This is a genomic window from Streptomyces oceani, from assembly GCF_001751245.1.
In the GTDB taxonomy this organism is placed as follows: domain Bacteria; phylum Actinomycetota; class Actinomycetes; order Streptomycetales; family Streptomycetaceae; genus Streptomyces; species Streptomyces oceani.
The window spans coordinates 54,767-80,153 of sequence record NZ_LJGU01000119.1; the positions used below are offsets into that span (position 1 = coordinate 54,767).

Sequence of the window (25,387 nt, forward strand, 5' to 3'; positions counted from 1 at the left end):
GCACACAGAAACCGGAGAAACGGTGCCTACGATCCAGCAGCTGGTCCGAAAGGGCCGGCAGGACAAGGTCGAGAAGAACAAGACGCCCGCGCTTGAGGGTTCCCCCCAGCGTCGCGGCGTGTGCACGCGTGTCTTCACGACCACCCCCAAGAAGCCGAACTCGGCCCTGCGTAAGGTCGCACGTGTGCGCCTGACCAGTGGCATCGAGGTCACGGCCTACATTCCGGGTGAGGGTCACAACCTGCAGGAGCACTCGATCGTGCTCGTGCGCGGTGGCCGTGTGAAGGACCTGCCGGGTGTTCGCTACAAGATCATCCGCGGCTCCCTCGACACCCAGGGCGTCAAGAACCGCAAGCAGGCTCGCAGCCGCTACGGCGCCAAGAAGGAGAAGTAAACATGCCTCGTAAGGGCCCTGCCCCGAAGCGCCCGGTCATCGTTGACCCGGTCTACAACTCTCCTCTGGTGACCTCCCTCATCAACAAGGTGCTGCTGAACGGCAAGCGTTCGACCGCGGAGCGCATCGTCTACGGCGCCATGGAGGGGCTGCGGGAGAAGACCGGCAACGACCCGGTCATCACCCTGAAGCGGGCACTCGAGAACATCAAACCCACTCTCGAGGTCAAGTCCCGCCGCGTCGGCGGCGCCACGTACCAGGTGCCGATCGAGGTCAAGCCCGGTCGCGCCTCGACGCTGGCGCTGCGCTGGCTCGTGGGTTACTCCCGCGCCCGGCGTGAGAAGACCATGACCGAACGCCTCATGAACGAGCTGCTCGACGCCTCCAACGGTCTCGGCGCCTCGGTGAAGAAGCGTGAGGACACCCACCGCATGGCCGAATCCAACAAGGCCTTCGCGCACTACCGCTGGTAGTCGCAGACCCCATCGAGACCGAGAGAAGACTGAAGCCTTATGGCTACCACTTCACTTGACCTGGCCAAGGTCCGCAACATCGGGATCATGGCGCACATCGACGCGGGCAAGACGACCACCACCGAGCGGATCCTGTACTACACCGGTGTGAGTTACAAGATCGGTGAGGTCCACGACGGCGCCGCGACGATGGACTGGATGGCGCAGGAGCAGGAGCGCGGCATCACTATCACGTCTGCCGCGACGACCTGCCACTGGCCGCTCAACGACGTCGACCACACGATCAACATCATCGACACCCCCGGGCACGTCGACTTCACCGTCGAGGTGGAGCGTTCGTTGCGGGTTCTCGATGGTGCCGTGACCGTGTTCGACGGTGTGGCCGGTGTCGAGCCCCAGTCCGAGACCGTGTGGCGGCAGGCGGACCGGTACGGCGTTCCCCGTATCTGCTTCGTCAACAAGCTGGACCGTACGGGCGCGGAGTTCCACCGCTGCGTCGAGATGATCGAGAGCCGCCTGGGTGCCGTGCCGCTGGTGATGCAGCTGCCGATCGGGACAGAGGCTGACTTCAAGGGCGTCGTCGACCTCGTCCAGATGAAGGCGCTGGTCTGGTCCGCCGAGGCGAAGCTGGGCGAGATGTACGACACCGTCGACATCCCGGACACGCACGCCGAGGCCGCCGAGGAGTGGCGCGGCAAGCTGCTCGAGGCCGTCGCCGAGAACGACGAGGAGATGATGGAGCTGTACCTCGAGGGCCAGGAGCCCACCGAGGAGCAGCTCATGGCGGCTATCCGCCGCGTCACTCTCGCCTCCACCGGTGTAGAGGGCACTACGACCGTGACTCCCGTGTTCTGCGGCACCGCGTTCAAGAACAAGGGCGTGCAGCCGTTGCTCGACGCGGTCGCGCGGTACCTGCCATCGCCGTTGGACGTGGAAGCGGTCGAGGGGCACTCGCCGAAGGACCCGGACGAGGTGGTTAAGCGTCGGCCCTCCGAGGAGGAGCCGATGGCCGCCCTGGTGTCCAAGATCGCGAGCGATCCGCACCTGGGTAAGCTCACCTACATCCGGGTGTACTCGGGCCGTATCACCACCGGCACCCAGGTGCTGAACTCGGTGAAGGGCAAGAAGGAGCGCATCGGGAAGATCTACCGGATGCACTCCAACAAGCGCGAGGAGATCGAGTCGGTCACCGCCGGCGACATCGTCGCCGTCATGGGTCTCAAGCAGACCACGACCGGCGAGACGCTCTGCGACGCCTCGGACCCGGTGATCCTGGAGTCCATGGAGTTCCCGGCTCCGGTGATCGAGGTGGCGATCGAGCCGAAGTCCCGGAGCGACCAGGAGAAGCTGGGTGTCGCCATCCAGCGGCTGGCCGAGGAGGACCCCTCTTTCCAGGTCAAGTCCGATGAGGAGACCGGCCAGACGGTCATCTCCGGCATGGGCGAGCTGCACCTGGACGTGCTGGTCGATCGGATGAAGCGCGAGTTCAAGGTCGAGGCGAACATCGGTAAGCCGCAGGTGGCCTACCGGGAGACGCTGCGCAAGAAGGTCGAGAAGGTCGACTACACGCACAAGAAGCAGACTGGTGGTTCCGGCCAGTTCGCCAAGGTGCAGATCGAGGTCGAACCTCTCGAGGGCGACGGCTACGAGTTCGTCAACAAGGTCACCGGCGGTCGTATCCCGCGGGAGTACATCCCGTCCGTGGACCAGGGCTGCCAGGAGGCCATGGAGTTCGGCGTGCTGGCGGGCTATCCGCTCACCGGCGTGCGGGTGACGCTGCTGGACGGCGCCTTCCACGACGTCGACTCGTCCGAGATGGCGTTCAAGATCGCCGGTTCGATGGCGTTCAAGGATGCCGCACGGAGGGCCAGTCCGGCACTCCTGGAACCGATGATGGCTGTCGATGTCACCACACCCGAGGAGTACATGGGTGATGTGATCGGCGACATCAACTCCCGTCGTGGCCAGGTCTCGGCCATGGAGGAGCGGGGTGCGGCCAAGCTCGTCAAGGGCTTGGTGCCGCTTTCCGAGATGTTTGGTTACGTCGGTGACCTGCGCAGCAAGACCTCAGGTCGCGCAGCCTACTCGATGCAGTTCGACTCCTACGCCGAGGTTCCGCGGAGCGTCGCCGAGGAGATCATCGCGAAGGCCAAGGGCGAGTAACACACCGGGACTCCCGGCGATTACGCACCCATTAGGCTGGAGCAAAGGCATTCGGGGCATCCGTCCGCAGATCTTCGGATCCGCGTCGGATGTCCCGGCCGCCGGCCCGTAAGACGAAACGGTCAAGGGCATCCCCCTCGGGGTCCTGACCGGTTTCTACGACCACCTGAACACCGTCGCAGCAGCGGCGGGCGTACAGCACCAGTCCACAGGAGGACCCCAGTGGCGAAGGCGAAGTTCGAGCGGACTAAGCCGCACGTCAACATCGGCACCATCGGTCACATCGACCACGGTAAGACCACTCTTACCGCGGCGATCACCAAGGTGCTGCACGACGCGCACCCGGAGCTGAACGAGGCCTCGAAGTTCGAGAACATCGACAAGGCTCCGGAAGAGCGGCAGCGCGGTATCACGATCTCCATCGCGCACGTCGAGTACCAGACGGAGAACCGTCACTACGCCCACGTTGACTGCCCGGGTCACGCGGACTACATCAAGAACATGATCACCGGTGCCGCCCAGATGGACGGTGCCATCCTCGTGGTCGCCGCCACCGACGGCCCGATGCCGCAGACCAAGGAGCACGTGCTCCTGGCCCGGCAGTCCAACGTGCCGTACATCGTCGTCGCGCTGAACAAGTCCGACATGGTGGACGACGAGGAGATCATGGAGCTCGTCGAGCTCGAGGTCCGTGAGCTGCTCTCGGAGTACGACTTCCCGGGCGACGACCTGCCGGTGGTCAAGGTCTCGGCGCTGAAGGCGCTCGAGGGCGACGCCGAGTGGTCGCAGAAGATCGTCGAGCTGATGAACGCCGTCGACGAGAACATCCCGGAGCCGGCGCGGGACGTTGACCAGCCGTTCCTGATGCCCATCGAGGACGTCTTCACGATCACCGGCCGCGGTACGGTCGTCACCGGCCGCATCGAGCGCGGTGTTCTCAAGGTGAACGAGAACGTCGACATCATCGGCATCAAGGACACCAAGACCTCGACCACCGTTACCGGTATCGAGATGTTCCGTAAGCTGCTCGACGAGGGTCAGGCCGGTGAGAACGTCGGTCTGCTGCTCCGCGGCATCAAGCGGGACGACGTCGAGCGCGGCCAGTGCATCATCAAGCCGGGTTCGGTCACGCCGCACACGGAGTTCGAGGGCACGGCGTACATCCTGTCGAAGGACGAGGGCGGCCGGCACACCCCGTTCTTCAACAACTACCGCCCGCAGTTCTACTTCCGTACGACGGACGTGACCGGCGTGGTGACCCTCCCCGAGGGCACCGAGATGGTCATGCCGGGCGACAACGCCACCATGAGCGTCCAGCTGATTCAGCCGGTCGCCATGGAGGAGGGCCTGCGGTTCACCATCCGCGAGGGTGGCCGGACCGTCGGCGCCGGCCAGGTCACGAAGATCACCAAGTGACCTGCCGCTCCTAGAGCACGGTCGGCTCAGGTCGACTTGGGGCCCGTACGACCGCGGTTGACGCGGTGGGTACGGGCCCCGTGTGTGTGCGCGGTGTCGCCGCTGCCGTTCGGGCGCGCGGCCGCGGCGCCACTCGGCGTGGGAGGGACGAAAAGCCGGGCCGGTGGGTGGAGTTGCCCAACTCGTCGGTTTCTCGGGGCTCTCTGTCCCGGGCGGCCGGGCGAAGTCCTCCTCGAAGATCCGGTGCATCGCCTTGTGGGGTGTGCTGACCGGGTGCGAAACGCCGCTGGTTGCGGACGCTCGGTCGGAAACCGAGTTCGTGTCACCCGAAGGTGTGAGAGCGTGGGGCACGAGTAAGTGCGCGTGCGCCCTCGTTGAGGCGAGTGCCACGGGCCCCGCGGGACAGGCGGAGCCCGCCGAGGGCGAACTACGGGCACCAACCGGGCGTATTGACCCGATTGGCGTGGGCGTACATCGTTGTGGCACACTGTCGAGGTTGCTCGGTTGAGTGCCGATGCTGCGCGCCTCCCGCCGGGAGGACTGGAAGCGAGTCCCACGTATTCGTCGACCCTTATCAGGGGCGGAAGTACGGGAATCTTCCGGGAAGCGTGGGAGGGGCTTCGACCAGGCGCCAGGTGGGATTCCCCCTGCTTCTCCTTCCAGAGAGGACCTCCAGCGGAGGCTCGGTGAAGGACGACGACACGCCCGACCGCGTGGGTCGGGGTGAGGTGCAGGAAGCGAAATCCCGCCGGGTTCCAGAGCGTGACGAGAGACAGGATTTAGAAGCAGCCATGGCGGGACAGAAGATCCGCATCCGGCTCAAGGCTTACGACCACGAGGTCATCGACAACTCGGCGAAGAAGATCGTCGAGACGGTGACCCGTACTGGCGCGTCAGTCGCGGGCCCGGTGCCGCTGCCCACAGAGAAGAACGTGTACTGCGTCATCAAGTCGCCGCACAAGTACAAGGACGCGCGCGAGCACTTCGAGATGCGTACCCACAAGCGTCTGATCGACATCCTCGACCCGACGCCCAAGACCGTTGACTCGCTGATGCGCCTGGACCTGCCGGCCGGCGTCGACATCGAGATCAAGCTCTGAGAGGCGCGGTAGAGATGACCAAGCAGATCAAGGGTGTCCTGGGCGAGAAGCTCGGCATGACCCAGGTCTGGGACGAGAACAACCGTGTCGTCCCGGTGACCGTCGTCAAGGCCGGCCCGTGTGTCGTGACCCAGGTCCGCAGCAATGACGCGGACGGCTACGAGGCCGTCCAGATCGCCTTCGGCGAGATCGACCCGCGCAAGGTGAACAAGCCCCTCAAGGGTCACTTCGCCAAGGCCGACGTCACTCCTCGCCGCCACCTCGTCGAGCTCCGTACGGCCGACGCCAGCGAGTACACCCTCGGCCAGGAGGTCACGGCCGAGGCGTTCGACTCCGGCGTCAAGGTCGACGTCACGGGCAAGAGCAAGGGCAAGGGCTTCGCCGGCGGCATGAAGCGGCACGGCTTCGGCGGTGCCAAGGCCTCGCACGGCGCGCACCGCAACCACCGCAAGCCGGGCGCCATCGGTGGCTGCGCCACCCCGGGCCGTGTCTTCAAGGGCACCAAGATGGCCGGCCGGATGGGCAACGAGCGGGTCACCACCCAGAACCTGACCGTCCACGCCGTTGACGCGGAGCAGGGCCTGCTCCTCATCAAGGGCGCGGTCCCTGGTCCGAACGGCGGCCTCGTCCTGGTCCGTACCGCGGCCAAGGGGGCCTGAGGTAAACGATGAGTACGCCAAGCATTGACATCCTTTCGCCGGCTGGCGACAAGACCGGGACCGTCGAACTCCCCGCGGAGATCTTCGACGCGCAGGTCAGCATCCCGCTGATCCACCAGGTCGTCGTCGCGCAGCAGGCCGCTGCCCGTCAGGGCACGCACAAGACCAAGACGCGTGGCGAGGTCCGCGGCGGTGGCAAGAAGCCGTACCGTCAGAAGGGCACCGGTCGCGCGCGCCAGGGCTCGACCCGCGCACCGCAGTTCACCGGTGGTGGCGTCGTGCACGGCCCCGTACCGCGCGACTACTCGCAGCGGACGCCGAAGAAGATGAAGGCCGCCGCGCTGCGCGGTGCCCTCTCGGACCGGGCGAGGCACGACCGTATCCACGTGGTGACCGGTGTGGTCGAGGGCGAGATCTCGACCAAGTCCGCGCGGGAGTTCCTCGGTCGGATCAGCGAGCGTAAGAACCTCCTGCTGGTCGCCGAGCGTTCCGAGGAGACCGCCTGGCTCTCCGCCCGTAACCTGCCCCAGGTTCACCTCCTCGATCCGGGTCAGCTGAACACCTACGACGTGCTCGTCTCGGACGACGTGGTCTTCACCAAGGCCGCGTACGACTCCTTCGTGGCCAGCCGGACCGCGAGCGCCCAGCGCAAGGTCGACGTGACCAAGGGCGAGCTCGAAGGGAGCGACGTCTGATGAGCGAGAGCACCAGCACTCCGGTCGTCACCAGCAAGACCTTCACGGACCCGCGCGACGTGCTGATCAAGCCGGTGGTCTCGGAGAAGAGCTACGCGCTGCTGGACGAGAACAAGTACACGTTCATCGTCGACCCGCGTGCCAACAAGACCCAGATCAAGCAGGCCGTTCAGGAGATCTTCAAGGTCAAGGTCGACGGCGTGAACACGATCAACCGGATGGGCAAGCGCAAGCGGACCCGCACCGGTTACGGCAAGCGTCCCAACACCAAGCGCGCGATCGTCACTCTCGTCGAGGGCGAGCGCATCGACATCTTCGGCGGTCCGGTCTCCTGAGGGGGGTCGGTCTGTCCAATAACTGTCCGATAGTGGACGAGGACTGAGAAATGGCTATCCGCAAGTACAAGCCGACGACTCCGGGCCGTCGTGGCTCCAGCGTCGCCGACTTCGTCGAGATCACGCGGTCCACGCCGGAGAAGTCGCTGGTCCGCCCGCTGCACAGCAAGGGTGGCCGCAACAACGCCGGTCGTGTGACCGCTCGTCACCAGGGCGGCGGGCACAAGCGTGCCTACCGCGTGATCGACTTCCGTCGGCATGACAAGGACGGCGTGCCGGCCAAGGTCGCGCACATCGAGTACGACCCCAACCGCACCGCGCGTATCGCACTGCTGCACTACCACGACGGCGAGAAGCGCTACATCCTCGCGCCGGCCGGACTCCAGCAGGGTGACCGGGTGGAGAACGGCCCCAAGGCCGACATCAAGCCCGGCAACAACCTGTCGCTGCGCAACATTCCGGTGGGTACGACCCTCCACGCCATCGAGCTGCGGCCAGGTGGCGGCGCGAAGCTGGCCCGCAGCGCGGGCGCTTCGGTGCAGCTGCTGGCGCGGGAGGGCCGGATGGCCCATCTGCGTATGCCGTCCGGGGAGATCCGGCTGGTTGACGTACGCTGTCGCGCCACCGTCGGCGAGGTCGGCAACGCCGAGCAGTCGAACATCAACTGGGGCAAGGCCGGCCGGATGCGCTGGAAGGGCGTGCGCCCGACCGTTCGCGGCGTCGTCATGAACCCCATCGACCACCCGCACGGTGGTGGCGAGGGCAAGAGCTCCGGCGGCCGGCACCCGGTCTCGCCGTGGGGTCAGAAAGAGGGCCGTACCCGCTCGCCGAAGAAGGCGAGCAACAAGTACATCGTCCGCCGCCGCAAGACGAACAAGAAGCGCTAGGAGGCGGGGTTTTCGATGCCGCGCAGTCTCAAGAAGGGGCCTTTCGTCGACGACCACCTGATCAAGAAGGTGGACACGCAGAACGACGCAGGCACCAAGAACGTCATCAAGACCTGGTCCCGCCGCTCGATGATCGTCCCGGCGATGCTCGGACACACGATCGCGGTGCACGACGGCCGTAAGCACGTTCCGGTGTTCATCAACGAGTCGATGGTCGGTCACAAGCTCGGCGAGTTCGCTCCGTCTCGCACCTTCCGCGGCCACGTCAAGGACGACCGCAAGTCGCGGCGTCGCTGATCGGGTGTGAAGACGATGACTGACACCGAAGGGACAACCATGGAAGCCAGGGCCCAGGCGCGCTACGTGCGTGTCACGCCCATGAAGGCCCGCCGGGTGGTGGACCTTGTCCGTGGCATGGGCGCCACGGAGGCTCAGGCGGCCCTGCGGTTCGCTCCGCAGGCCGCGAGCGTACCGGTCGGCAAGGTGCTGGACAGCGCCATCGCCAACGCCGCGCACAACCACGACCACACCGATGCCGGCAGCCTCTTCATCTCCGAGGCGTACGTCGACGAGGGTCCGACCCTGAAGCGGTTCCGGCCGCGTGCCCAGGGTCGTGCCTACCGCGTTCGGAAGCGGACCAGCCACATCACGGTGGTCGTCAGCAGCAAGGAAGGAACCCGGTAATGGGCCAGAAGGTAAACCCGCACGGGTTCCGGCTGGGCGTGACCACCGACTTCAAGTCCCGGTGGTACGCCGACAAGCTGTACAAGGACTACGTCAAGGAGGATGTGGCGATCCGCCGCATGCTCACCCAGGGCATGGAGCGGGCCGGCATCTCCAAGGTGGAGATCGAGCGTACCCGCGACCGGGTGCGCGTGGACGTGCACACCGCGCGTCCGGGCATCGTGATCGGCCGCCGTGGCGCGGAGGCCGACCGCCTGCGCGGCAACCTGGAGAAGCTGACCGGCAAGCAGATCCAGTTCAACATCCTTGAGGTCAAGAACCCGGAGACGGACGCGCAGTTGGTGGCTCAGGCCGTGGCCGAGCAGCTGTCCTCCCGCGTCTCCTTCCGTCGTGCGATGCGCAAGAGCATGCAGACGACGATGAAGGCCGGGGCCAAGGGCATCAAGATCCAGTGCGGCGGCCGACTGGGTGGCGCCGAGATGTCCCGTTCGGAGTTCTACCGGGAGGGCCGGGTGCCGCTGCACACCCTCCGGGCGAACGTCGACTACGGCTTCTTCGAGGCCAAGACCACCTTCGGCCGTATCGGCGTGAAGGTCTGGGTCTACAAGGGCGACGTCAAGAACATCTCCGAGGTCCGCGCCGAGAACGCCGCGGCCCGTGCGGGCAACCGCCCGTCGCGTGGCGGCGGTGCCGGTGGTGGCAGCGAGCGTCCCCGTCGGGGTGGCGAGCGCGGTGGCCGGGGCCGTAAGCCGCAGCAGCAGACGCAGCAGTCCGAGGCCCCCAAGTCGGCCGAGGCTGCGGCGCCCGCCGCCGCGGCGGCCGAGCCCACGGCTTCCGGAAAGGAGAGCTGACCCATGCTTATCCCGCGCAGGGTAAAGCACCGTAAGCAACACCACCCGAAGCGCAAGGGCATGGCCAAGGGCGGTACGGAACTCGCCTTCGGCGAGTACGGCATCCAGGCCGTGACCCCGGCCTACGTCACCAACCGGCAGATCGAGGCCGCGCGTATCTCGATGACCCGGCACATCAAGCGTGGCGGCAAGGTGTGGATCAACATCTTCCCGGACCGTCCGCTGACGAAGAAGCCCGCGGAGACCCGGATGGGCTCCGGTAAGGGTTCGCCGGAGTGGTGGGTCGCGAACGTCAAGCCCGGCCGGGTGATGTTCGAGCTGTCCTACCCGAACGAGAAGATTGCCAAGGAGGCGCTGACCCGCGCCGCCCACAAGCTTCCGATGAAGTGCCGGATCGTGCGGCGCGAGGCAGGTGAGTCGTGATGGCGGCCGGTACCAAGGCGACCGAGCTGCGTGAGCTGGACAACGAAGAGCTCGTTGGCAAGCTTCGCGAGGCCAAGGAGGAGCTGTTCAACCTCCGCTTCCAGGCGGCGACCGGACAGTTGGAGAACCACGGCCGGCTGAAGGCCGTCCGCAAGGACATCGCCCGGATCTACACCCTGATGCGTGAGCGCGAGCTGGGCATCGAGACGGTGGAGAGCGCCTGATGAGCGAGACGAATGTGACTGAGAAGACCCAGCAGGCCCAGCAGGACCGCGGTTTCCGCAAGACCCGTGAGGGTCTGGTGGTCAGCGACAAGATGGACAAGACCGCTGTCGTCGCCGTCGAGGACCGTGTCAAGCACGCGTTGTACGGCAAGGTCATCCGTCGTACGAACAAGCTCAAGGCGCACGACGAGCAGAACGCCGCTGGCGTCGGCGACCGCGTACTCCTGATGGAGACCCGGCCGCTGTCCGCCACCAAGCGCTGGCGCATCGTCGAGATTCTCGAGAAGGCCAAGTAGGCGGCTCCCAGCCGGGAGTTCCCATAGACGTGTCCTGGGATACCAGGACCAGTTCCGCCAGGCTCGGCCCGGAGCGTGATCCGTTCACGTCTCGGGCCGGGAACCGGCAGACGATCAGGAGATAGACGTGATCCAGCAGGAGTCGCGGCTGCGTGTCGCCGACAACACGGGTGCGAAGGAGATTCTCACCATCCGTGTTCTCGGTGGTTCTGGCCGCCGCTACGCGGGCATTGGTGACGTCGTTGTCGCTACCGTCAAGGACGCGATCCCGGGCGGGAACGTGAAGAAGGGCGACATCGTCAAGGCCGTCATCGTGCGCGCGGTCAAGGAGCGCCGCCGGCCGGATGGTTCGTACATCCGCTTCGACGAGAACGCGGCCGTCATCCTCAAGAACGATGGCGACCCCCGCGGCACCCGTATCTTCGGCCCGGTGGGCCGTGAGCTGCGCGAGAAGAAGTTCATGAGGATCATCTCGCTCGCGCCGGAGGTGCTGTGAACATGAAGATCAAGAAGGGCGACCTGGTTCAGGTCATCACCGGCAAGGACCGCGGCAAGCAGGGCAAGGTCATCGTGGCCTACCCGCGCCAGGACCGTGTGCTCGTCGAGGGTGTCAACCGGGTCAAGAAGCACACCAAGGCCGGCCAGACCGCGCGGGGTTCGAAGACCGGTGGCATCGTGACCACCGAGGCCCCGATCCACGTGAGCAACGTACAGCTCGTCGTGGAGAAGGACGGCAACAAGGTCGTGACCCGCGTCGGATACCGCTTCGACGATGACGGCAACAAGATCCGCGTTGCCAAGCGGACCGGTGAGGACATCTGATGACTGCCACCACCACACCGCGTCTCAAGACGCGCTACCGCGAGGAGATCGCGGGCAAGCTGCGTGACGAGTTCACGTACGAGAACGTCATGCAGACCCCCGGTCTCACGAAGATCGTGGTCAACATGGGCGTGGGCGACGCCGCTCGCGACTCCAAGTTGATGGAGGGCGCCGTGCGCGACCTCGCCACGATCACCGGTCAGAAGCCGGCGGTGACCAAGGCCCGCAAGTCCATCGCCCAGTTCAAGCTGCGTGAGGGCCAGCCGATCGGCGCCCACGTGACGCTTCGTGGCGACCGGATGTGGGAGTTCCTGGACCGTCTGTTGTCGCTCGCGCTGCCGCGCATCCGCGACTTCCGCGGTCTGTCGCCGAAGCAGTTCGACGGCCGGGGGAACTACACCTTCGGTCTCACTGAGCAGGTCATGTTCCACGAGATCGACCAGGACAAGATCGACCGGGTCCGGGGCATGGACATCACCGTGGTGACCACGGCGACCACCGACCCGGAGGGCCGGGCCCTCCTGCGTCACCTCGGCTTCCCGTTCAAGGAGAACTGATCATGGCGAAGAAGGCTCTGATCTCGAAGGCCGCCCGTAAGCCGAAGTTCGCGGTGCGTGCCTACACGCGCTGCCAGCGTTGCGGCCGGCCGCACTCCGTCTACCGCAAGTTCGGCCTCTGCCGGGTGTGCCTTCGTCAGATGGCGCACCGGGGCGAGCTGCCGGGCGTGACCAAGAGTTCCTGGTAATCCGCCGGCCGCCGCGCGTACCACCGTGGGATTCCGTACGAACGTACGGGCGGCGGGCCGTCGGACCAACCAGGACTCTCGGTAAGCAGCAAGGGCGGCGAGGGCCCGCACCACATCCCGTAGGCTTGTGGAGTCGGGCGTTCGCCGGCCGTGACCGCGCGCGGGCGCAGCCCGCACAGGACGCTTACTACGCCGTAGGTCCCCGCACCACACCCGTCCCGGTTCCAAACCGGGGAGAGGGACGGAGCAGACAGGAAACCCCGGCGAGAGAGGCCGAAGGCCATCACATGACCATGACCGATCCCATCGCAGACATGCTCACGCGTCTGCGCAACGCGAACTCGGCGTATCACGACGCCGTGTCGATGCCGCACAGCAAGATCAAGTCGCACATCGCGGAGATCCTCCAGCAGGAGGGCTACATCACCGGCTGGAAGACCGAGGACGCCCTGGTGGGCAAGAACCTCGTGCTCGAGCTGAAGTTCGGCCCGAACCGTGAGCGCTCGATCGCTGGCCTCAAGCGGATCTCCAAGCCCGGTCTCCGGGTTTACGCAAAGTCCACCAACCTGCCGAAGGTGCTCGGCGGCCTCGGCGTGGCGATCATCTCCACGTCGCACGGTCTCCTCACCGGTCAGCAGGCACAGAAGAAGGGTGTGGGCGGGGAAGTCCTCGCCTACGTCTGGTAGTCGGGAACGGAGGAAAAGCAATGTCGCGAATCGGCAAGCTCCCCATCCAGGTTCCCGCCGGTGTGGACGTCACCATCGATGGCCGGACGGTCGCCGTGCAGGGCCCCAAGGGGTCGCTCTCGCAGACGGTCGCCGAGCCGATCGAGATCTCCAGGGACGACGACGGCGCGATCGCCGTGACCCGTCCCAATGATGAGACTCGGAACAAGGCCCTGCACGGCCTGTCCCGCACGCTGGTGGCGAACATGATCACTGGCGTGACCACGGGATTCACCAAGGCTCTGGAAATCAGCGGGGTTGGCTACCGCGTCCAGGCGAAGGGCTCCGACCTGGAGTTCTCGCTCGGATACAGTCACCCGATCCTGATCGAGGCGCCGGAGGGCATCTCGTTCAGTGTCGAGTCTCCGACCAAGTTCACGGTTGAGGGCATCGACAAGCAGAAGGTCGGTGAAGTCGCCGCGAACATCCGCAAGCTGCGCAGGCCCGACCCGTACAAGGCCAAGGGCGTGAAGTACGCGGGCGAGGTCATCCGCCGCAAGGTCGGAAAGGCTGGTAAGTAAGCCATGGCATACGGCGTGAAGATCGCCAAGGGTGACGCGTACAAGCGTGCCGCTGCCAAGCGCCGGCACATCCGGGTCCGTAAGAAGGTCTCGGGTACTCCGGTGCGGCCCAGGCTCGTGGTGACGCGGTCCAACCGGCACATGGTGGCCCAGGTCGTCGACGACATCGCGGGTCACACGGTGGCCTCGGCGTCGACACTGGACACTTCGATCCGGGGCACGGACGACGCGAAGAGCGACCAGGCCAAGCGCGTGGGTGAACTGGTCGCGGAGCGGGCCAAGGCCGCGGGTATCGAGGCCGTCGTGTTCGACCGCGGTGGTAACAAGTACGCAGGGCGGATTGCCGCTCTGGCTGACGCCGCCCGCGAGGCCGGGCTCAAGTTCTGAGCCGGTTTCCCAGCCTTGGCTGGGCGCCTGGCGGACGTAAACGAGAGAGGTAATTCCAATGGCTGGACCCCAGCGCCGCGGTGGCGGCGCCGGTGGCGGCGAGCGGCGTGACCGTAAAGGCCGGGACGGCGGCGGTGCCGCCGAGAAGACGGCCTACGTCGAGCGTGTGGTCGCGATCAACCGCGTCGCCAAGGTTGTGAAGGGTGGTCGTCGTTTCAGCTTCACCGCGCTGGTCGTGGTGGGCGACGGTGACGGCACCGTGGGTGTCGGATACGGCAAGGCCAAGGAGGTGCCGGCCGCCATCGCCAAGGGCGTTGAGGAGGCCAAGAAGCACTTCTTCAAGGTCCCGCGTATCCAGGGCACCATCCCGCACCCGATCCAGGGTGAGGAGGCCGCGGGCGTCGTGCTGCTCAAGCCGGCCTCGCCCGGTACCGGTGTGATCGCCGGTGGCCCGGTGCGTGCCGTCCTCGAGTGCGCGGGCATCCACGATGTGCTGAGCAAGTCGCTCGGCTCGGCGAACCCGATCAACATCGTGCATGCCACGCGGGCGGCTCTACAGGGGCTGCAGCGCCCCGAGGAGATCGCGGCACGTCGTGGTCTGCCGCTCGAGGACGTGGCGCCTGCCGCGATGCTGCGGGCGCGTGCCGGGGTGAGTGCGTAATGGCTCGCCTCAAGATCACGCAGACGCGTTCCGTCATCGGTACCAAGCAGAACCACCGTGACACGCTCCGGACGCTCGGTCTGAAGCGTGTGAACGACGTCTCCGTCAAGGAGGCACGTCCCGAGGTGCTCGGCATGGTGCACACCGTGCGGCACCTCATCACGGTCGAGGAGGTCGACTGACATGGCTGCGCCGAAGGGCGACAACCCGCTGAAGGTCCACAACCTCAAGCCTGCCCCGGGGGCCAAGACCGCCAAGACCCGGGTCGGCCGGGGTGAGGCGTCCAAGGGCAAGACCGCGGGTCGTGGCACCAAGGGCACGAAGGCCCGTTACCAGGTGCCACACGGCTTCGAGGGTGGGCAGATGCCGCTGCAGATGCGGTTGCCCAAGCTTCGTGGCTTCAAGAACCCGGCCCGTAAGCAGTTCCAGGTGGTGAACGTGGAGCGGCTGGCCGAGCTGTACCCCGAGGGGGGCGAGGTCACCGTGGCCGACCTGGTGGCCAAGGGCGCGGTTCGGAAGAACGAGCTGGTGAAGGTACTCGGCTCCGGTGAACTTGCCGTGGCGCTGACGGTGACCGTCGACAAGGTCTCCGGTTCCGCCAAGGAGAAGATCACCGCTGCTGGCGGCTCCGTCACCGAGCTTGGCTGAGTTTGTGGCTGACTGGCCGGGGATGTCCTGCGAGGGCATCCCCGGTTGGTCGTTCCTAGGGGGGCACCGTCGCCGGTAGGGTGACGCGTGCACTGTTGATATCTGTCGATCCTCAAGACCGTCACCTCTCGCGTGGTTGATCGCGGGGGGCGCAGGAGGCACCGTGCTCACCGCGTTCGCCCGGGCGTTCCAGACGCCCGACCTGCGCAAGAAGCTGCTCTTTACGCTCGGTATCATCGTTCTTTTCCGGCTCGGGGCGCACATCCCCGTTCCGGGCGTCAGCTTTGAGAACGTCAACCAGTGCATGAACCAGTCCGACTCCAACAGTGGACTGTTCGGCCTGGTGAACATGTTCAGCGGTGGCGCGCTGCTGCAGTTGACCGTTTTCGCGCTCGGGATCATGCCGTACATCACGGCGAGCATCATCCTGCAGCTGCTGGTTGTCGTGATTCCCCGACTGGAGGCCCTGAAGAAGGAGGGCTCTTCCGGCCAGGCGAAGATCACCCAGTACACCCGTTATCTGACCGTGGCGCTCGGCGTGCTGCAGGCCACCGGCCTGGTGGCCACCGCGCGCAGTGGCAGTCTCTTCCCGCAGTGTTCCCTGCGGGACGAAATCGTCCCGAACGACAGCATTTTCACCATCGTCACGATGGTGATCTGCATGACGGCTGGCACGGCCCTGATCATGTGGCTCGGTGAGTTGGTCACCGACCGCGGTATCGGAAACGGCATGTCCATCCTGATGTTCGTCTCCATCGCAGCGGGTTTCCCGGGCGGGCTCTGGGCGATCAAGCAGCAGGGCAAGCTGGCCGATGGCTGGATCGAGTTCGGCATCGTCATCCTCTGCGGGCTGGCCATGGTCGCGTTGGTCGTCTTCGTGGAACAGGCCCAGCGGCGCATTCCGGTGCAGTACGCGAAGCGCATGATCGGTCGGCGTTCCTACGGTGGTACGTCCACATACATCCCGTTGAAGGTGAACCAGGCGGGTGTGATTCCCGTCATCTTCGCCTCGTCACTGCTCTACATTCCGGCGCTGATCGTGCAGTTCAGTGGTTCGACATCGGGATGGGCAACGTGGATTCAGGAGAACATGGTCGCTGGTGACAGCCCTGTTTACATCGTCACGTACTTCCTGCTGATTGTGTTCTTCGCGTTCTTCTACGTCGCGATCACCTTCAACCCCGAAGAAGTCGCGGACAACATGAAGAAGTATGGTGGCTTCATCCCGGGCATCCGGGCAGGACGTCCCACCGCGGAGTACCTGAGCTATGTGTTGAACCGCATCACGTGGCCCGGCTCGCTCTACCTGGGGCTGATCGCTCTGGTGCCCACGGTCGCGCTGATCACCCTCAACGCCAATCAGAACTTCCCATTCGGAGGGACGAGCATCCTCATTATCGTGGGTGTCGGACTTGAGACGGTGAAGCAGATCGAGAGCCAGCTTCAGCAGCGCCATTACGAAGGGTTCCTCCGCTGATGCGAATCGTCCTCGTCGGACCACCGGGTGCGGGTAAGGGCACACAGGCCGCGTACCTTGCCGAGAACCTCGCCATCCCGCACATCTCCACGGGAGACCTCTTCCGCGCCAACATCAGCCAGGGCACCCCGCTCGGGCAACAGGCGAAGGAGTACATGAACGCGGGGCACCTGGTGCCCGACGAGGTCACGATCGGCATGGCGGAGGACCGCATGCTGCAGGACGACGCCAGCGGCGGCTTCCTGCTGGACGGCTTTCCCCGCAACATCGGTCAGGCGAAGGCGTTGGACGCGTTTCTGCGCGGCCACGACCTTCGGCTGGACGCCGTCCTGGATCTGGAGGTCCCGGAGGACGAGGTGGTGGCCCGGATCGCCGGGCGCCGGCTCTGCCGTAATGACAGCGGTCACATCTACCACGCCGAGGACAACCTTCCGAAGGTCCCCGGAGTGTGTGACGAGTGCGGCGGGGAGCTGTACCAGCGCGAGGACGACAGCGAGGAGACGGTCCGCAAGCGACTGGCCGTTTATCACAGTGAGACCGAGCCGATCGTGGACTACTACCGGGCACAGGGCCTGGTGACGACCATCTCCGCGCTCGGCTCGGTGACCGAGGTGACGAATCGCGCGATGCGTGCGATCGAGTCGGCGGGTGAGGGCGCGGAGCAGAGCTAGGCCGGGGTTCGTACGCGGCTTCGCGGGTGCGGCGTTGACGATCGGACCCGGCCCCGTCCCGTGGGCCCGTTCGTGAAGTGAGAGACGTGGATACGGTCGCGGTCCGGCAAGGGGCCGCGGCCGTATCGTGTGTGGAGAGGCGTCGCCACCCCCTGCGGTCGGCACGGCGGGCGAGGCGCTCCCGAGTGGTTGAGGAAGGTTTGTCCATGGAGATCAAGACCCCGGAGCAGATCGCGAAGATGCGGGCGGCGGGGCTGGTGGTCGCCGCGATGCACCGGGAATGCCGGGCGGCGGCGGTGCCGGGGGCGACGACCAAGGATCTGGACGAGGTCGCGGCGAAGGTGCTGGCGGAACACGGTGCCAAGCCGAACTTCCTGGGATACGGCGGCTTTCCGGGGAACATCTGCACCTCGGTGAACGACGTGGTGGTGCACGGCATCCCGAACCGGGAGACAGAGCTCCGGTCGGGGGACCTGTTGTCCATCGACGCCGGCGCGATCGTCGACGGCTGGCACGGGGACGCGGCGATCACGGTGTTCGTGGGCGAGGGACACGCGCCGGAGTTGTACGAGCTGAGTCGGGTGACCGAGGAGTCCATGTGGGCGGGCGCCGCCGCCGTCCGTAAGGGCAATCGGCTGGTGGACATCTCGAAGGCGGTGGAGGGGTACGTCCGGCGGCAGCCCCGTCCGTCGACCGGCAAGTACGGCATCATCGAGGACTACGGCGGCCACGGCATCGGCTCCGAGATGCACATGGACCCGCACCTGCTCAACTACGTCGACCGGCGGCGTGGGCGGGGCCCGAAGCTCGTGCCGGGGACGTGTCTGGCGATCGAGCCGATGCTGAGCCTGGGCACGCCGAAGACGCACACCCTGGCGGACGAGTGGACCGTGAAGACCAACGACGGGACCTGGTCGAGTCATTGGGAGCACACGGTGGCGCTCACTGAGCAGGGGCCGTTGGTGTTGACCGCTTCGGACGGCGGCAAGGCGCGGTTGGCGGAGTACGGGATCACGGTCGCGCCGGACCCACTCGCCTGAGGTGGTGCGCTGGCGTCCTTCGGCGTGGCCCGGCGAACGGTCGTGCCGTCCCGAGCCGTTCGTACACAGGTGCGCCGGGTGTCGGGCGCGGGGTCACGTGGTGGAATAACGATCTTGTATCCGGGGGAGACTACCTCGATTCGTCTTTCCGGTCGTGCTGCCGTAGACTGCCTCGTCGGTCCTCGTATACGCGTATGCCTGGACCATTCCAGGTAGCCGATCCCGAAAGGTGAAGCGCTCAAGCATGGCCAAAAAACAAGGGGCCATCGAGATCGAGGGCACGGTAGTCGAGTCTCTGCCGAACGCTATGTTCAAGGTGGAGCTACAGAACGGTCACCAGGTCCTCGCGCACATCAGCGGCAAGATGCGGATGCACTACATCCGTATCCTTCCCGACGACCGGGTCGTGGTGGAGCTCTCTCCGTACGACCTGACTCGCGGGCGGATCGTCTACCGCTACAAGTAGATCTTGTCCGCGCCCCGCTCTGAAGTGGGGTGACGGGCACTGACCCGGAGAACTTCACTTTCATGAAGGTCAAGCCGAGCGTCAAGAAGATCTGCGACAGGTGCAGGGTGATCCGTCGCCACGGACGGGTCATGGTCATCTGCAGCAACCCGCGCCATAAGCAGCGCCAGGGCTAAGCTGCCGGACCAGCCGCCTTTGCCTCTCGCAGTTCCTCGCGCGACGCAAGCGAAAAGTACATACGCAACACCCGACCCCCCGCCGTGTTCCGACACCGTCGGTGGGGACGCTACCCCCGGTCGGAGGCCGGGGACCCGCTCAAGGGGTCTGCGACCCCGCGGGAACGGTGCTGCGGAAGACCTCCGACGAAATCATCAGGAGCCACATCCATGGCACGCCTCGCAGGCGTTGACCTTCCGCGCGAGAAGCGCATCGAGGTCGCCCTCACCTACGTCTTCGGCATCGGGCGCACCCTTGCCCAGCGGACCCTGGCGGAGACCGGGGTCAACCCGGACACCCGTGTCCGGGACCTGGACGAGAACGACCTGATCAAGGTCCGTGAGTACGTGGACAACAACCTCCAGACCGAGGGTGACCTCCGTCGGGAGATCCAGGCCGACATCCGCCGCAAGGTCGAGATCGGCTGCTACGAGGGGCTGCGGCACCGCCGCGGTCTCCCGGTCCACGGTCAGCGCACCAAGACGAATGCCCGCACCCGCAAGGGTCCGCGTCGCGCCATCGCCGGCAAGAAGAAGCCCGGCAAGAAGTAGTCCACCGCGGACACGCTGACAAGCGGTCCCGCTGTCGGACCGACCACCTCCACGGGAGTAAATCCATATGCCTCCGAAGGGCCGTGCGGCAACCGTCAAGAAGGTGCGCCGCAAGGAAAAGAAGAACGTCGCCCACGGGCACGCTCACATCAAGAGCACGTTCAACAACACCATCGTTTCCATCACCGACCCGACCGGCAACGTGATCTCTTGGGCCTCCGCCGGTCACGTCGGTTTCAAGGGCTCGCGCAAGTCCACTCCGTTCGCTGCCCAGATGGCCGCTGAGAACGCCGCCCGGCGCGCGCAGGAGCACGGCATGCGCAAGGTCGACGTCTTCGTCAAGGGTCCCGGCTCCGGCCGGGAGACCGCGATCCGTTCGCTCCAGGCGACCGGCCTCGAGGTCGGCTCGATCCAGGACGTCACCCCGACCCCGCACAACGGCTGCCGCCCGCCCAAGCGGCGTCGGGTCTGACCGCAACGGAACACAGGAGTACAAGACAATGGCGCGTTACACCGGGGCCGACTGCAGGCGCTGCCGTCGGGAGAAGCAGAAGCTCTTCCTCAAGGGGAGCAAGTGCGAGAGCGCGAAGTGCCCGATCGAGATCCGTCCTTACCCCCCGGGTGAGCACGGACGCGGGCGCACGAAGGACTCCGAGTACCTGCTGCAGAAGCGTGAGAAGCAGAAGGCGGCTCGTATCTACGGCGTCCTCGAGAAGCAGTTCCGCGGGTACTTCAACGAGGCGAACCGACAGCAGGGCAAGACTGGTGACAACCTGCTGCGCATCCTCGAGACCCGACTGGACAACGTGGTGTACCGGGCTGGCTTCGCCAAGTCCCGTGACCACGCACGTCAGGTGGTCAAGCACGGCCACATCACCGTCAACGGCCACAAGTGCGACATCCCGTCCGCGCGGGTGTCGCCGAACGACATCGTCGAGGTCCGCGCGTCCTCCCGTAACCTGACCCCCTTCCAGGTGGCGCAGGCGGAGGCCGGCGAGAAGACGGTGCCGGCGTGGCTGGAAGCCGTTCCGTCGAAGCTCCGCATCCTCGTGCACTCGATGCCCGAGCGTGGGGCGATCGACACGCAGGTGCAGGAACAGCTGATCGTCGAGCTCTACTCGAAGTAGCAGCTCATCGGTGCGGGCGGTACGCCTCCCACTCGGGACGTACCGCCCGTACCCTTGCAGTACGGCATCAAATAGCGGTTGCCGCAGACTGGAGGACACATCCCATGCTGATCGCTCAGCGCCCCTCACTGACCGAAGAGGTCGTCGACGAGTTCCGCTCCCGGTTCGTGATCGAGCCCCTGGAGCCGGGCTTCGGCTACACCCTCGGTAACTCCCTTCGTCGTACGCTCCTCTCCTCGATTCCCGGTGCTGCCGTGACCAGCATCCGGATCGATGGTGTCCTGCACGAGTTCTCCACCGTGCCGGGCGTCAAGGAGGACGTCACCGACCTCATCCTCAACATCAAGAGCCTGGTCATCTCCTCGGAGCACGACGAGCCCGTCGTGATGTACCTGCGCAAGCAGGGCCCGGGCCTGGTCACGGCCGCGGACATCGCGCCGCCGGCCGGTGTCGAGGTGCACAACCCCGACCTGGTGCTCGCCACCCTCAACGGCAAGGGCAAGCTGGAGATGGAGCTGGCGGTCGAGCGTGGCCGTGGGTACGTCTCGGCGGTGCAGAACAAGCAGCAGGGCCAGGAGATCGGCCGGATTCCGGTCGACTCGATCTACTCGCCGGTGCTCAAGGTCACGTACAAGGTCGAGGCGACCCGTGTCGAGCAGCGCACCGACTTCGACAAGCTGATCGTCGACGTCGAGACCAAGGAGGCCATGCGTCCGCGGGACGCCATGGCGTCCGCGGGCAAGACGCTGGTCGAGCTGTTCGGCCTGGCGCGCGAGCTGAACGTCGACGCCGAGGGCATCGACATGGGCCCGTCGCCGACCGACGCCGCGCTCGCGGCCGATCTGGCGCTGCCCATCGAGGAGCTCGAGCTGACGGTGCGGTCGTACAACTGCCTGAAGCGCGAGGGCATCCACTCGGTGGGCGAGCTGGTGGCCCGCTCCGAGGCGGACCTGCTGGACATCCGCAACTTCGGCGCCAAGTCGATCGACGAGGTCAAGGCGAAGCTGGCAGGTATGAGCCTGGCGCTCAAGGACAGCCCGCCCGGATTCGACCCGACCGCCGCCGCCGACGCCTTCGGCGCGGAGGACGACATGGACCAGGGCTTCGTGGAGACCGAGCAGTACTGATCGGGACGTACGGCGCCCCGTCGCCGTAGCGCCCGACCGCGGCGTGTGCGCTGCTTCGCCGGCGCGCACGCCGCAGCACGTCCGACCGCGCTGGTCGGTACGCCGGGGGCGGCGCGTACGTCCCCGGCTTCCGGGATGGCGTTCCGCCACCCCGGGCCCGTGCGGGCAGGAGCCCGTGCGGACCCTGACGCCGGTACCTCACACGGCCGGTGCAGAGATCAAGGAGAGAGACTATGCCGAAGCCCACGAAGGGTGCCCGGCTGGGCGGTAGCCCGTCGCACCAGAAGGCCATGCTCGGAAACCTGGCCACCAGCCTCTTCGAGCACGGCCGGATCACCACGACTGAGGCGAAGGCGCGGCGCCTGCGCCCGTTCGCGGAGCGGTTGATCACCAAGGCGAAGAAGGGTGACCTGCACAACCGTAGGCAGGTCATGCGTACGGTCCTGGACAAGGGCGTCGTGCACACCCTGTTCACCGAGATCGGCCCGCGTTACGAGAACCGCCCGGGTGGCTACACCCGGATCACCAAGATCGGCCCGCGTCGTGGCGACAACGCCCCGATGGCGGTCATCGAGCTGGTGGAGGCCCTGACCGTGCAGCAGGAGGCGGTCGGCGAGGCCGAGGCGGCGACGAAGCGTACGGCCAAGGACGCCGCGGGCGACCAGGCCGCGGCCGACCTGAAGAAGGACGCTGAGGCGGACGCGGACAGCAAGGCCGAGGAGTCCACCGAGAAGTAGGACCTCCCGCGCGCAGCGCTGCTTCCATGCCGGGCCCGCTCCCTTACAGGGAGCGGGCCCGGTATCGTGACGTAGCCGCGCTCACCTTCCGGACGGAACCACGCTGGTGTCCAGCGGCGGATACGGATCGGGAAGGACGAGCTTGCCGCCCAACTCGACGGACGCGAGGGCGCGGTAGTGGCTCTTGGCGGGGTCGTCCGGCACGGACACTGGTTCGGAGTAGGCGTTGCCGATGCCCTTCTCCCGGTCGATCAGGACGTAGATCGGGACTTCGGCGGTCGCGTAGACACGGAGCTTCGGGCCGGTGTCGGTCTCGTGGTTACTGGAGGTCACCTCACCCGCCAGTGCCAGCATGTCGATGGGATACCAGCCCTTGTAGGTCCGGCGATACGCCTCGTCGAGATCGGAAGGCTCCCGACGAAGGACATAGAAGTCGGGGATGAGCAGCGCCAGGGGCTTACCGTTCGCCGGCCCCACGCGATATCCGTTACCGAGACCCGCGAGATCCGACTCCACGTCGAGTTGCACGGTCAGCTTGTAAGCGGCCTTGTTGTGCAGGTGGTTGGGCTGTGGCGGCACGATGAAAGTCCCCTCGACGTACTCCGGTCGGATCGGCTCCGTCGAAGCCTCCTCGAACGCGATCAGTAGATCTGCGGGGTCCTGTGCCTTGTCACTCGCCATGGGCTCAAGAATCGGATCGGCCGTCATTGTGCTCGCTCCTCACCGCCGTCGCCGACGGCATCTCTCCAGCCAGGCTACGCGGTGCGGTCGCCCCTGGCATCATCCTGAGTGGGCGTCGCCACGTGACGAAGCGATTACCTTCGGTTTCACTCGTACGATGAACGGCAGCGCTCTATTCGGCGTGGTCCGCCGGGCTGGGCGACGGTGAGAGGATCGGGCGTGTGACTGACGAGGTGGAGCCCGGTTTCGTGCGGGCACGGCTGGATCTTTCGTACGACGGAAGGCACTTCTCCGGCTGGGCCCGGCAACGTGAGCAACGCACCGTGCAGGGCGAGCTGGAGGAAGCGCTGCGGGTGGTCATGCGACTGCCCGACCAGGTGGAACTCACCGTCGCCGGCCGCACCGACTCCGGAGTGCACGCACGCGGCCAGGTCGCGCATGTCGATCTGCCCCAGGAGGTGTGGGCGGAGCACGGAGAGCAGTTGCTGCGCCGGCTCGCCGGACGGCTCCCGATGGACGTACGCGTGCACCGGGTCGCCGCCGCTCCCGCCCACTTCAACGCGCGCTTCTCCGCGATCTGGCGTCGCTACGCCTACCGCGTGTGTGACCATCCCGGCGGTGTCGACCCGCTGCAGCGAGGTCATGTGCTGTGGCACAACGCGCCGTTGGACGTGGAGGCGATGAACTCCGCCGCCAACGCGCTGCTCGGCGAACACGACTTCGCCGCCTACTGCAAGAAGCGCGAGGGCGCCACCACCATCCGCACCCTGCGTGAGCTGCACTGGTCCCGCCGGCCCGACGGCGTGCTGGAGGCCAGCGTCCGGGCTGACGCCTTCTGCCACAACATGGTCCGCTCGCTGGTCGGTGCCCTGCTGTTCGTCGGCGACGGTCACCGACCGCCGGAGTGGCCGGGGAAGGTGCTGGCAGCGGGCGTACGCGACTCCGCCGTGCAGGTCGTACGGCCGCACGGGCTGACCCTCGAGGAGGTCGGTTACCCGGCGGACGACGAACTGGCGGCGCGCAACCTCGCGTCCCGCAACAGGCGTACGCTGCCGGCGGATCCGGCAGTTCGTACTGACGTGGCTGTTGGTGCGGACGCGGGTGCGGACGCGGGCGGGTGCTGCGACTGAGCTGGGTCGCGGTGCGGGCCGGAGCGCCTGTGAGAGCGCCGGTGGGTGTCGGCGGCTCAGAACCCGCCCCACCGCTGGGGCTGTTGGTGCGGGGCCGCTGGGGGAGGGCCGCCGGGCTGTGCCGGGTGGGGCCCCTGGTAAGGACCCGGTTGGTATCCGGCTTGGGGGCCGTACGCGGGCTGTTGCGGCGGATGAGGCCGCTGCGGCTGCGGTACGGGTTGCCCCGGCTGTTGGTACGGCGCCGGCTGGGGCGCGTACGGTTGTGCGGGCTGCTGCGGCGCGTACCCCGGCCCGTACGACGGGGGCGGCTGCTGGCCGTACGGACCCGGCGGCGTCGCCGACTGCGGTTCCGGGCTCAGGATCTGGCCCCGGAGCTTCCCGACGGCGTACAGCGCGTATCCCGTCACGACCACTCCCACGAGGAAGCCGGCGACGGTCATGGCGAAGTCGTCCGACTCCGGGTCCAGGAAGCTGCCGTAGAACGTGAGGTCCTGGGACACGTAGTACACCAGGTAAGCGAGGGGTGGGAGCGTCCACGTCAGCGGATGCCACCAGGCGGCGCGGGTCTGGCCGCGCCCGACGAACGTCCAGTCCAGCAGTACGACCAGCGGCGTGATCGCGTGCTCGTACAGCGACCAGGTCTCGCTGAGGTCGCCCTCCATCATGGTCAGGAAGGTGACGCTGACCAGGATCAGCAGCACGGCGAGCGCGCCGCGCAACCAGGAGGAGGCCGGTTCGGCGCGTCGCCCGCCGGTGAGCAGCGGATAGCACAACAGGCCCAGATAGACCACGCCGGTCAGCAGACTGGCGAGTTGGCTCAGCGCCTCCGTCGCGCTGCCGACGTCGGCGGCCTCGTCGACCGCCAGGCCGTAGCCGAGGAACGCGCTGCCCGCCACGAACAGCCGCACGAAGCTTGCGGATACGAGTCCCGGCGATCGCCCCTGTCGTCGGCGCTGATTCGGGTCGCCCGGGTAGGGCGCCGGTGTGGGCGGATGGACGTGCATGCCTCCGGATGCCACCAGGATTCCCCCTGTCTGGTTGGCTGGGTCCGCCGC

The 25,387-nt window shown here is 66.5% G+C and carries 38 protein-coding genes; 36 read left to right on the top strand and 2 right to left on the bottom strand.

The window, feature by feature from the left end; translation table 11 throughout:
• Positions 1–22: 22 nt before the first annotated feature.
• The 35 genes from rpsL to rplQ all read left to right on the top strand — a co-directional run bounded on the left by rpsL (position 23) and on the right by rplQ (position 22,521).
• On the top strand, positions 23–394 hold the full coding sequence (gene rpsL / locus AN216_RS11285) for a 30S ribosomal protein S12 (protein WP_003948652.1): 372 nt from the start codon (positions 23–25) through the stop codon (positions 392–394).
• 2 nt (positions 395–396) lie between these two features.
• Complete coding sequence (gene rpsG, locus AN216_RS11290) at positions 397–867, top strand: 30S ribosomal protein S7 (protein WP_070196522.1); 471 nt, start codon at positions 397–399, stop codon at positions 865–867.
• Between the two features lie 39 nt (positions 868–906).
• Positions 907–3,030: an elongation factor G gene (fusA, locus tag AN216_RS11295; RefSeq protein ID WP_070196523.1), complete on the top strand. Its 2,124-nt coding sequence runs from the start codon at positions 907–909 to the stop codon at positions 3,028–3,030.
• A 222-nt stretch (positions 3,031–3,252) separates the two neighbouring features.
• A complete protein-coding gene (tuf, locus tag AN216_RS11300) occupies positions 3,253–4,446 on the top strand; it encodes an elongation factor Tu (protein ID WP_070196524.1) in 1,194 nt (397 codons plus the stop codon).
• A 791-nt stretch (positions 4,447–5,237) separates the two neighbouring features.
• The gene (rpsJ, locus tag AN216_RS11305; RefSeq protein ID WP_016909683.1) at positions 5,238–5,546 is read left to right on the top strand and encodes a 30S ribosomal protein S10; all 309 of its coding nucleotides are present in this window, start codon (positions 5,238–5,240) and stop codon (positions 5,544–5,546) included.
• 14 nt (positions 5,547–5,560) lie between these two features.
• Positions 5,561–6,205, top strand: a complete 645-nt coding sequence (gene rplC, locus AN216_RS11310; RefSeq protein WP_070196525.1) for a 50S ribosomal protein L3 — start codon at positions 5,561–5,563, stop codon at positions 6,203–6,205.
• Positions 6,206–6,213: 8 nt separating this feature from the next.
• On the top strand, positions 6,214–6,900 hold the full coding sequence (rplD, locus tag AN216_RS11315; protein ID WP_070196526.1) for a 50S ribosomal protein L4: 687 nt from the start codon (positions 6,214–6,216) through the stop codon (positions 6,898–6,900).
• Entirely contained in the window at positions 6,900–7,235 is a 336-nt protein-coding gene (gene rplW, locus AN216_RS11320) for a 50S ribosomal protein L23 (RefSeq protein ID WP_070196527.1), read from the top strand. Before rplD ends, rplW begins: the two co-directional genes overlap by 1 nt.
• 50 nt (positions 7,236–7,285) lie before the next feature.
• On the top strand, positions 7,286–8,122 hold the full coding sequence (gene rplB / locus AN216_RS11325; RefSeq protein ID WP_070196528.1) for a 50S ribosomal protein L2: 837 nt from the start codon (positions 7,286–7,288) through the stop codon (positions 8,120–8,122).
• A gap of 15 nt (positions 8,123–8,137) precedes the next feature.
• A complete protein-coding gene (gene rpsS / locus AN216_RS11330) occupies positions 8,138–8,419 on the top strand; it encodes a 30S ribosomal protein S19 (protein WP_070196529.1) in 282 nt (93 codons plus the stop codon).
• A gap of 39 nt (positions 8,420–8,458) precedes the next feature.
• Entirely contained in the window at positions 8,459–8,806 is a 348-nt protein-coding gene (gene rplV / locus AN216_RS11335) for a 50S ribosomal protein L22 (RefSeq protein WP_070196530.1), read from the top strand.
• Positions 8,806–9,657, top strand: coding sequence for a 30S ribosomal protein S3 (gene rpsC / locus AN216_RS11340; protein ID WP_070196531.1), 852 nt, complete (start codon positions 8,806–8,808; stop codon positions 9,655–9,657). The genes rplV and rpsC overlap by 1 nt, the downstream gene beginning before the upstream one ends.
• 3 nt (positions 9,658–9,660) lie before the next feature.
• The gene (gene rplP / locus AN216_RS11345; RefSeq protein WP_070196532.1) at positions 9,661–10,080 is read left to right on the top strand and encodes a 50S ribosomal protein L16; all 420 of its coding nucleotides are present in this window, start codon (positions 9,661–9,663) and stop codon (positions 10,078–10,080) included.
• Positions 10,080–10,304: a 50S ribosomal protein L29 gene (rpmC, locus tag AN216_RS11350; RefSeq protein WP_070196533.1), complete on the top strand. Its 225-nt coding sequence runs from the start codon at positions 10,080–10,082 to the stop codon at positions 10,302–10,304. Before rplP ends, rpmC begins: the two co-directional genes overlap by 1 nt.
• Positions 10,304–10,600 carry a 30S ribosomal protein S17 gene (gene rpsQ, locus AN216_RS11355; protein WP_070196534.1) on the top strand — a complete coding sequence of 99 codons (297 nt, stop codon included), beginning with the start codon at positions 10,304–10,306 and terminating at the stop codon, positions 10,598–10,600. The genes rpmC and rpsQ overlap by 1 nt, the downstream gene beginning before the upstream one ends.
• A gap of 127 nt (positions 10,601–10,727) precedes the next feature.
• Entirely contained in the window at positions 10,728–11,096 is a 369-nt protein-coding gene (gene rplN / locus AN216_RS11360; RefSeq protein ID WP_070196535.1) for a 50S ribosomal protein L14, read from the top strand.
• 2 nt (positions 11,097–11,098) lie between these two features.
• Positions 11,099–11,422: a 50S ribosomal protein L24 gene (gene rplX / locus AN216_RS11365; protein ID WP_070196536.1), complete on the top strand. Its 324-nt coding sequence runs from the start codon at positions 11,099–11,101 to the stop codon at positions 11,420–11,422.
• On the top strand, positions 11,422–11,979 hold the full coding sequence (gene rplE / locus AN216_RS11370; protein ID WP_070196537.1) for a 50S ribosomal protein L5: 558 nt from the start codon (positions 11,422–11,424) through the stop codon (positions 11,977–11,979). The genes rplX and rplE overlap by 1 nt, the downstream gene beginning before the upstream one ends.
• A 2-nt stretch (positions 11,980–11,981) precedes the next feature.
• Positions 11,982–12,167 (top strand): type Z 30S ribosomal protein S14, encoded by a 186-nt coding sequence (locus AN216_RS11375; protein ID WP_070008926.1) that lies wholly within the window; start codon positions 11,982–11,984, stop codon positions 12,165–12,167.
• A gap of 287 nt (positions 12,168–12,454) precedes the next feature.
• On the top strand, positions 12,455–12,853 hold the full coding sequence (gene rpsH, locus AN216_RS11380; protein WP_070196538.1) for a 30S ribosomal protein S8: 399 nt from the start codon (positions 12,455–12,457) through the stop codon (positions 12,851–12,853).
• A 20-nt stretch (positions 12,854–12,873) separates the two neighbouring features.
• Entirely contained in the window at positions 12,874–13,413 is a 540-nt protein-coding gene (gene rplF, locus AN216_RS11385) for a 50S ribosomal protein L6 (protein ID WP_070196539.1), read from the top strand.
• A gap of 3 nt (positions 13,414–13,416) precedes the next feature.
• Positions 13,417–13,800 (top strand): 50S ribosomal protein L18, encoded by a 384-nt coding sequence (rplR, locus tag AN216_RS11390; RefSeq protein WP_070196540.1) that lies wholly within the window; start codon positions 13,417–13,419, stop codon positions 13,798–13,800.
• Between the two features lie 58 nt (positions 13,801–13,858).
• Entirely contained in the window at positions 13,859–14,461 is a 603-nt protein-coding gene (rpsE, locus tag AN216_RS11395) for a 30S ribosomal protein S5 (RefSeq protein WP_070196541.1), read from the top strand.
• Positions 14,461–14,643 (top strand): 50S ribosomal protein L30, encoded by a 183-nt coding sequence (gene rpmD, locus AN216_RS11400; RefSeq protein WP_070196542.1) that lies wholly within the window; start codon positions 14,461–14,463, stop codon positions 14,641–14,643. The genes rpsE and rpmD overlap by 1 nt, the downstream gene beginning before the upstream one ends.
• Before the next feature lies 1 nt (position 14,644).
• Entirely contained in the window at positions 14,645–15,109 is a 465-nt protein-coding gene (rplO, locus tag AN216_RS11405) for a 50S ribosomal protein L15 (RefSeq protein ID WP_070196543.1), read from the top strand.
• 163 nt (positions 15,110–15,272) lie between these two features.
• Positions 15,273–16,586 carry a preprotein translocase subunit SecY gene (gene secY / locus AN216_RS11410; protein WP_070196544.1) on the top strand — a complete coding sequence of 438 codons (1,314 nt, stop codon included), beginning with the start codon at positions 15,273–15,275 and terminating at the stop codon, positions 16,584–16,586.
• On the top strand, positions 16,586–17,257 hold the full coding sequence (locus AN216_RS11415; RefSeq protein WP_070196545.1) for an adenylate kinase: 672 nt from the start codon (positions 16,586–16,588) through the stop codon (positions 17,255–17,257). The genes secY and AN216_RS11415 overlap by 1 nt, the downstream gene beginning before the upstream one ends.
• Positions 17,258–17,463: 206 nt before the next feature.
• Positions 17,464–18,297, top strand: coding sequence for a type I methionyl aminopeptidase (map, locus tag AN216_RS11420; protein ID WP_070196546.1), 834 nt, complete (start codon positions 17,464–17,466; stop codon positions 18,295–18,297).
• Positions 18,298–18,541: 244 nt separating this feature from the next.
• Positions 18,542–18,763 (top strand): translation initiation factor IF-1, encoded by a 222-nt coding sequence (gene infA, locus AN216_RS11425; protein ID WP_003948620.1) that lies wholly within the window; start codon positions 18,542–18,544, stop codon positions 18,761–18,763.
• Between the two features lie 62 nt (positions 18,764–18,825).
• A complete protein-coding gene (gene rpmJ / locus AN216_RS11430) occupies positions 18,826–18,939 on the top strand; it encodes a 50S ribosomal protein L36 (protein ID WP_070196591.1) in 114 nt (37 codons plus the stop codon).
• A gap of 210 nt (positions 18,940–19,149) precedes the next feature.
• A complete protein-coding gene (gene rpsM, locus AN216_RS11435) occupies positions 19,150–19,530 on the top strand; it encodes a 30S ribosomal protein S13 (RefSeq protein WP_070196547.1) in 381 nt (126 codons plus the stop codon).
• Between the two features lie 67 nt (positions 19,531–19,597).
• Complete coding sequence (gene rpsK, locus AN216_RS11440) at positions 19,598–20,002, top strand: 30S ribosomal protein S11 (RefSeq protein WP_070196548.1); 405 nt, start codon at positions 19,598–19,600, stop codon at positions 20,000–20,002.
• A 28-nt stretch (positions 20,003–20,030) separates the two neighbouring features.
• On the top strand, positions 20,031–20,657 hold the full coding sequence (gene rpsD, locus AN216_RS11445) for a 30S ribosomal protein S4 (protein WP_070196549.1): 627 nt from the start codon (positions 20,031–20,033) through the stop codon (positions 20,655–20,657).
• Positions 20,658–20,761: 104 nt separating this feature from the next.
• Positions 20,762–21,784 carry a DNA-directed RNA polymerase subunit alpha gene (locus AN216_RS11450; RefSeq protein WP_070196550.1) on the top strand — a complete coding sequence of 341 codons (1,023 nt, stop codon included), beginning with the start codon at positions 20,762–20,764 and terminating at the stop codon, positions 21,782–21,784.
• A 233-nt stretch (positions 21,785–22,017) separates the two neighbouring features.
• A complete protein-coding gene (gene rplQ / locus AN216_RS11455; protein WP_070196551.1) occupies positions 22,018–22,521 on the top strand; it encodes a 50S ribosomal protein L17 in 504 nt (167 codons plus the stop codon).
• Between the two features lie 81 nt (positions 22,522–22,602).
• On the opposite strand, the gene AN216_RS11460 is transcribed toward rplQ, so the two are convergent.
• Complete coding sequence (locus tag AN216_RS11460; RefSeq protein WP_244502423.1) at positions 22,603–23,202, bottom strand: Uma2 family endonuclease; 600 nt, start codon at positions 23,200–23,202, stop codon at positions 22,603–22,605.
• Positions 23,203–23,423: 221 nt separating this feature from the next.
• Between AN216_RS11460 and truA the strand changes: the two genes are divergently transcribed.
• Complete coding sequence (gene truA, locus AN216_RS11465; RefSeq protein ID WP_070196553.1) at positions 23,424–24,332, top strand: tRNA pseudouridine(38-40) synthase TruA; 909 nt, start codon at positions 23,424–23,426, stop codon at positions 24,330–24,332.
• A 56-nt stretch (positions 24,333–24,388) separates the two neighbouring features.
• On the opposite strand, the gene AN216_RS28180 is transcribed toward truA, so the two are convergent.
• Positions 24,389–25,240, bottom strand: coding sequence for a hypothetical protein (locus AN216_RS28180; protein WP_070196554.1), 852 nt, complete (start codon positions 25,238–25,240; stop codon positions 24,389–24,391).
• Positions 25,241–25,387: the final 147 nt, after the last annotated feature.

Coding starts and splice junctions, on each gene's coding strand:
- rpsS (WP_070196529.1), top strand. CDS start 8,138: ATGCCGCGCAGTCTCAAGAAGGGGCCTTTCGTCGACGACCACCTGATC.
- AN216_RS11375 (WP_070008926.1), top strand. CDS start 11,982: ATGGCGAAGAAGGCTCTGATCTCGAAGGCCGCCCGTAAGCCGAAGTTC.
- rplF (WP_070196539.1), top strand. CDS start 12,874: ATGTCGCGAATCGGCAAGCTCCCCATCCAGGTTCCCGCCGGTGTGGAC.
- rplP (WP_070196532.1), top strand. CDS start 9,661: ATGCTTATCCCGCGCAGGGTAAAGCACCGTAAGCAACACCACCCGAAG.
- rpsC (WP_070196531.1), top strand. CDS start 8,806: ATGGGCCAGAAGGTAAACCCGCACGGGTTCCGGCTGGGCGTGACCACC.
- rplE (WP_070196537.1), top strand. CDS start 11,422: ATGACTGCCACCACCACACCGCGTCTCAAGACGCGCTACCGCGAGGAG.
- rplW (WP_070196527.1), top strand. CDS start 6,900: ATGAGCGAGAGCACCAGCACTCCGGTCGTCACCAGCAAGACCTTCACG.
- map (WP_070196546.1), top strand. CDS start 17,464: ATGGAGATCAAGACCCCGGAGCAGATCGCGAAGATGCGGGCGGCGGGG.
- infA (WP_003948620.1), top strand. CDS start 18,542: ATGGCCAAAAAACAAGGGGCCATCGAGATCGAGGGCACGGTAGTCGAG.
- AN216_RS11415 (WP_070196545.1), top strand. CDS start 16,586: ATGCGAATCGTCCTCGTCGGACCACCGGGTGCGGGTAAGGGCACACAG.
- rpmC (WP_070196533.1), top strand. CDS start 10,080: ATGGCGGCCGGTACCAAGGCGACCGAGCTGCGTGAGCTGGACAACGAA.
- rpsQ (WP_070196534.1), top strand. CDS start 10,304: ATGAGCGAGACGAATGTGACTGAGAAGACCCAGCAGGCCCAGCAGGAC.
- rpsJ (WP_016909683.1), top strand. CDS start 5,238: ATGGCGGGACAGAAGATCCGCATCCGGCTCAAGGCTTACGACCACGAG.
- rpsD (WP_070196549.1), top strand. CDS start 20,031: ATGGCGCGTTACACCGGGGCCGACTGCAGGCGCTGCCGTCGGGAGAAG.
- rpsK (WP_070196548.1), top strand. CDS start 19,598: ATGCCTCCGAAGGGCCGTGCGGCAACCGTCAAGAAGGTGCGCCGCAAG.
- rplR (WP_070196540.1), top strand. CDS start 13,417: ATGGCATACGGCGTGAAGATCGCCAAGGGTGACGCGTACAAGCGTGCC.
- rpmD (WP_070196542.1), top strand. CDS start 14,461: ATGGCTCGCCTCAAGATCACGCAGACGCGTTCCGTCATCGGTACCAAG.
- rplX (WP_070196536.1), top strand. CDS start 11,099: ATGAAGATCAAGAAGGGCGACCTGGTTCAGGTCATCACCGGCAAGGAC.
- rpsM (WP_070196547.1), top strand. CDS start 19,150: ATGGCACGCCTCGCAGGCGTTGACCTTCCGCGCGAGAAGCGCATCGAG.
- rplD (WP_070196526.1), top strand. CDS start 6,214: ATGAGTACGCCAAGCATTGACATCCTTTCGCCGGCTGGCGACAAGACC.
- AN216_RS11450 (WP_070196550.1), top strand. CDS start 20,762: ATGCTGATCGCTCAGCGCCCCTCACTGACCGAAGAGGTCGTCGACGAG.
- rpsG (WP_070196522.1), top strand. CDS start 397: ATGCCTCGTAAGGGCCCTGCCCCGAAGCGCCCGGTCATCGTTGACCCG.
- rpsH (WP_070196538.1), top strand. CDS start 12,455: ATGACCATGACCGATCCCATCGCAGACATGCTCACGCGTCTGCGCAAC.
- rplQ (WP_070196551.1), top strand. CDS start 22,018: ATGCCGAAGCCCACGAAGGGTGCCCGGCTGGGCGGTAGCCCGTCGCAC.
- rplB (WP_070196528.1), top strand. CDS start 7,286: ATGGCTATCCGCAAGTACAAGCCGACGACTCCGGGCCGTCGTGGCTCC.
- rpmJ (WP_070196591.1), top strand. CDS start 18,826: ATGAAGGTCAAGCCGAGCGTCAAGAAGATCTGCGACAGGTGCAGGGTG.
- rpsE (WP_070196541.1), top strand. CDS start 13,859: ATGGCTGGACCCCAGCGCCGCGGTGGCGGCGCCGGTGGCGGCGAGCGG.
- AN216_RS11460 (WP_244502423.1), bottom strand. CDS start 23,202: ATGGCGAGTGACAAGGCACAGGACCCCGCAGATCTACTGATCGCGTTC.
- rplC (WP_070196525.1), top strand. CDS start 5,561: ATGACCAAGCAGATCAAGGGTGTCCTGGGCGAGAAGCTCGGCATGACC.
- rplO (WP_070196543.1), top strand. CDS start 14,645: ATGGCTGCGCCGAAGGGCGACAACCCGCTGAAGGTCCACAACCTCAAG.
- rplV (WP_070196530.1), top strand. CDS start 8,459: ATGGAAGCCAGGGCCCAGGCGCGCTACGTGCGTGTCACGCCCATGAAG.
- fusA (WP_070196523.1), top strand. CDS start 907: ATGGCTACCACTTCACTTGACCTGGCCAAGGTCCGCAACATCGGGATC.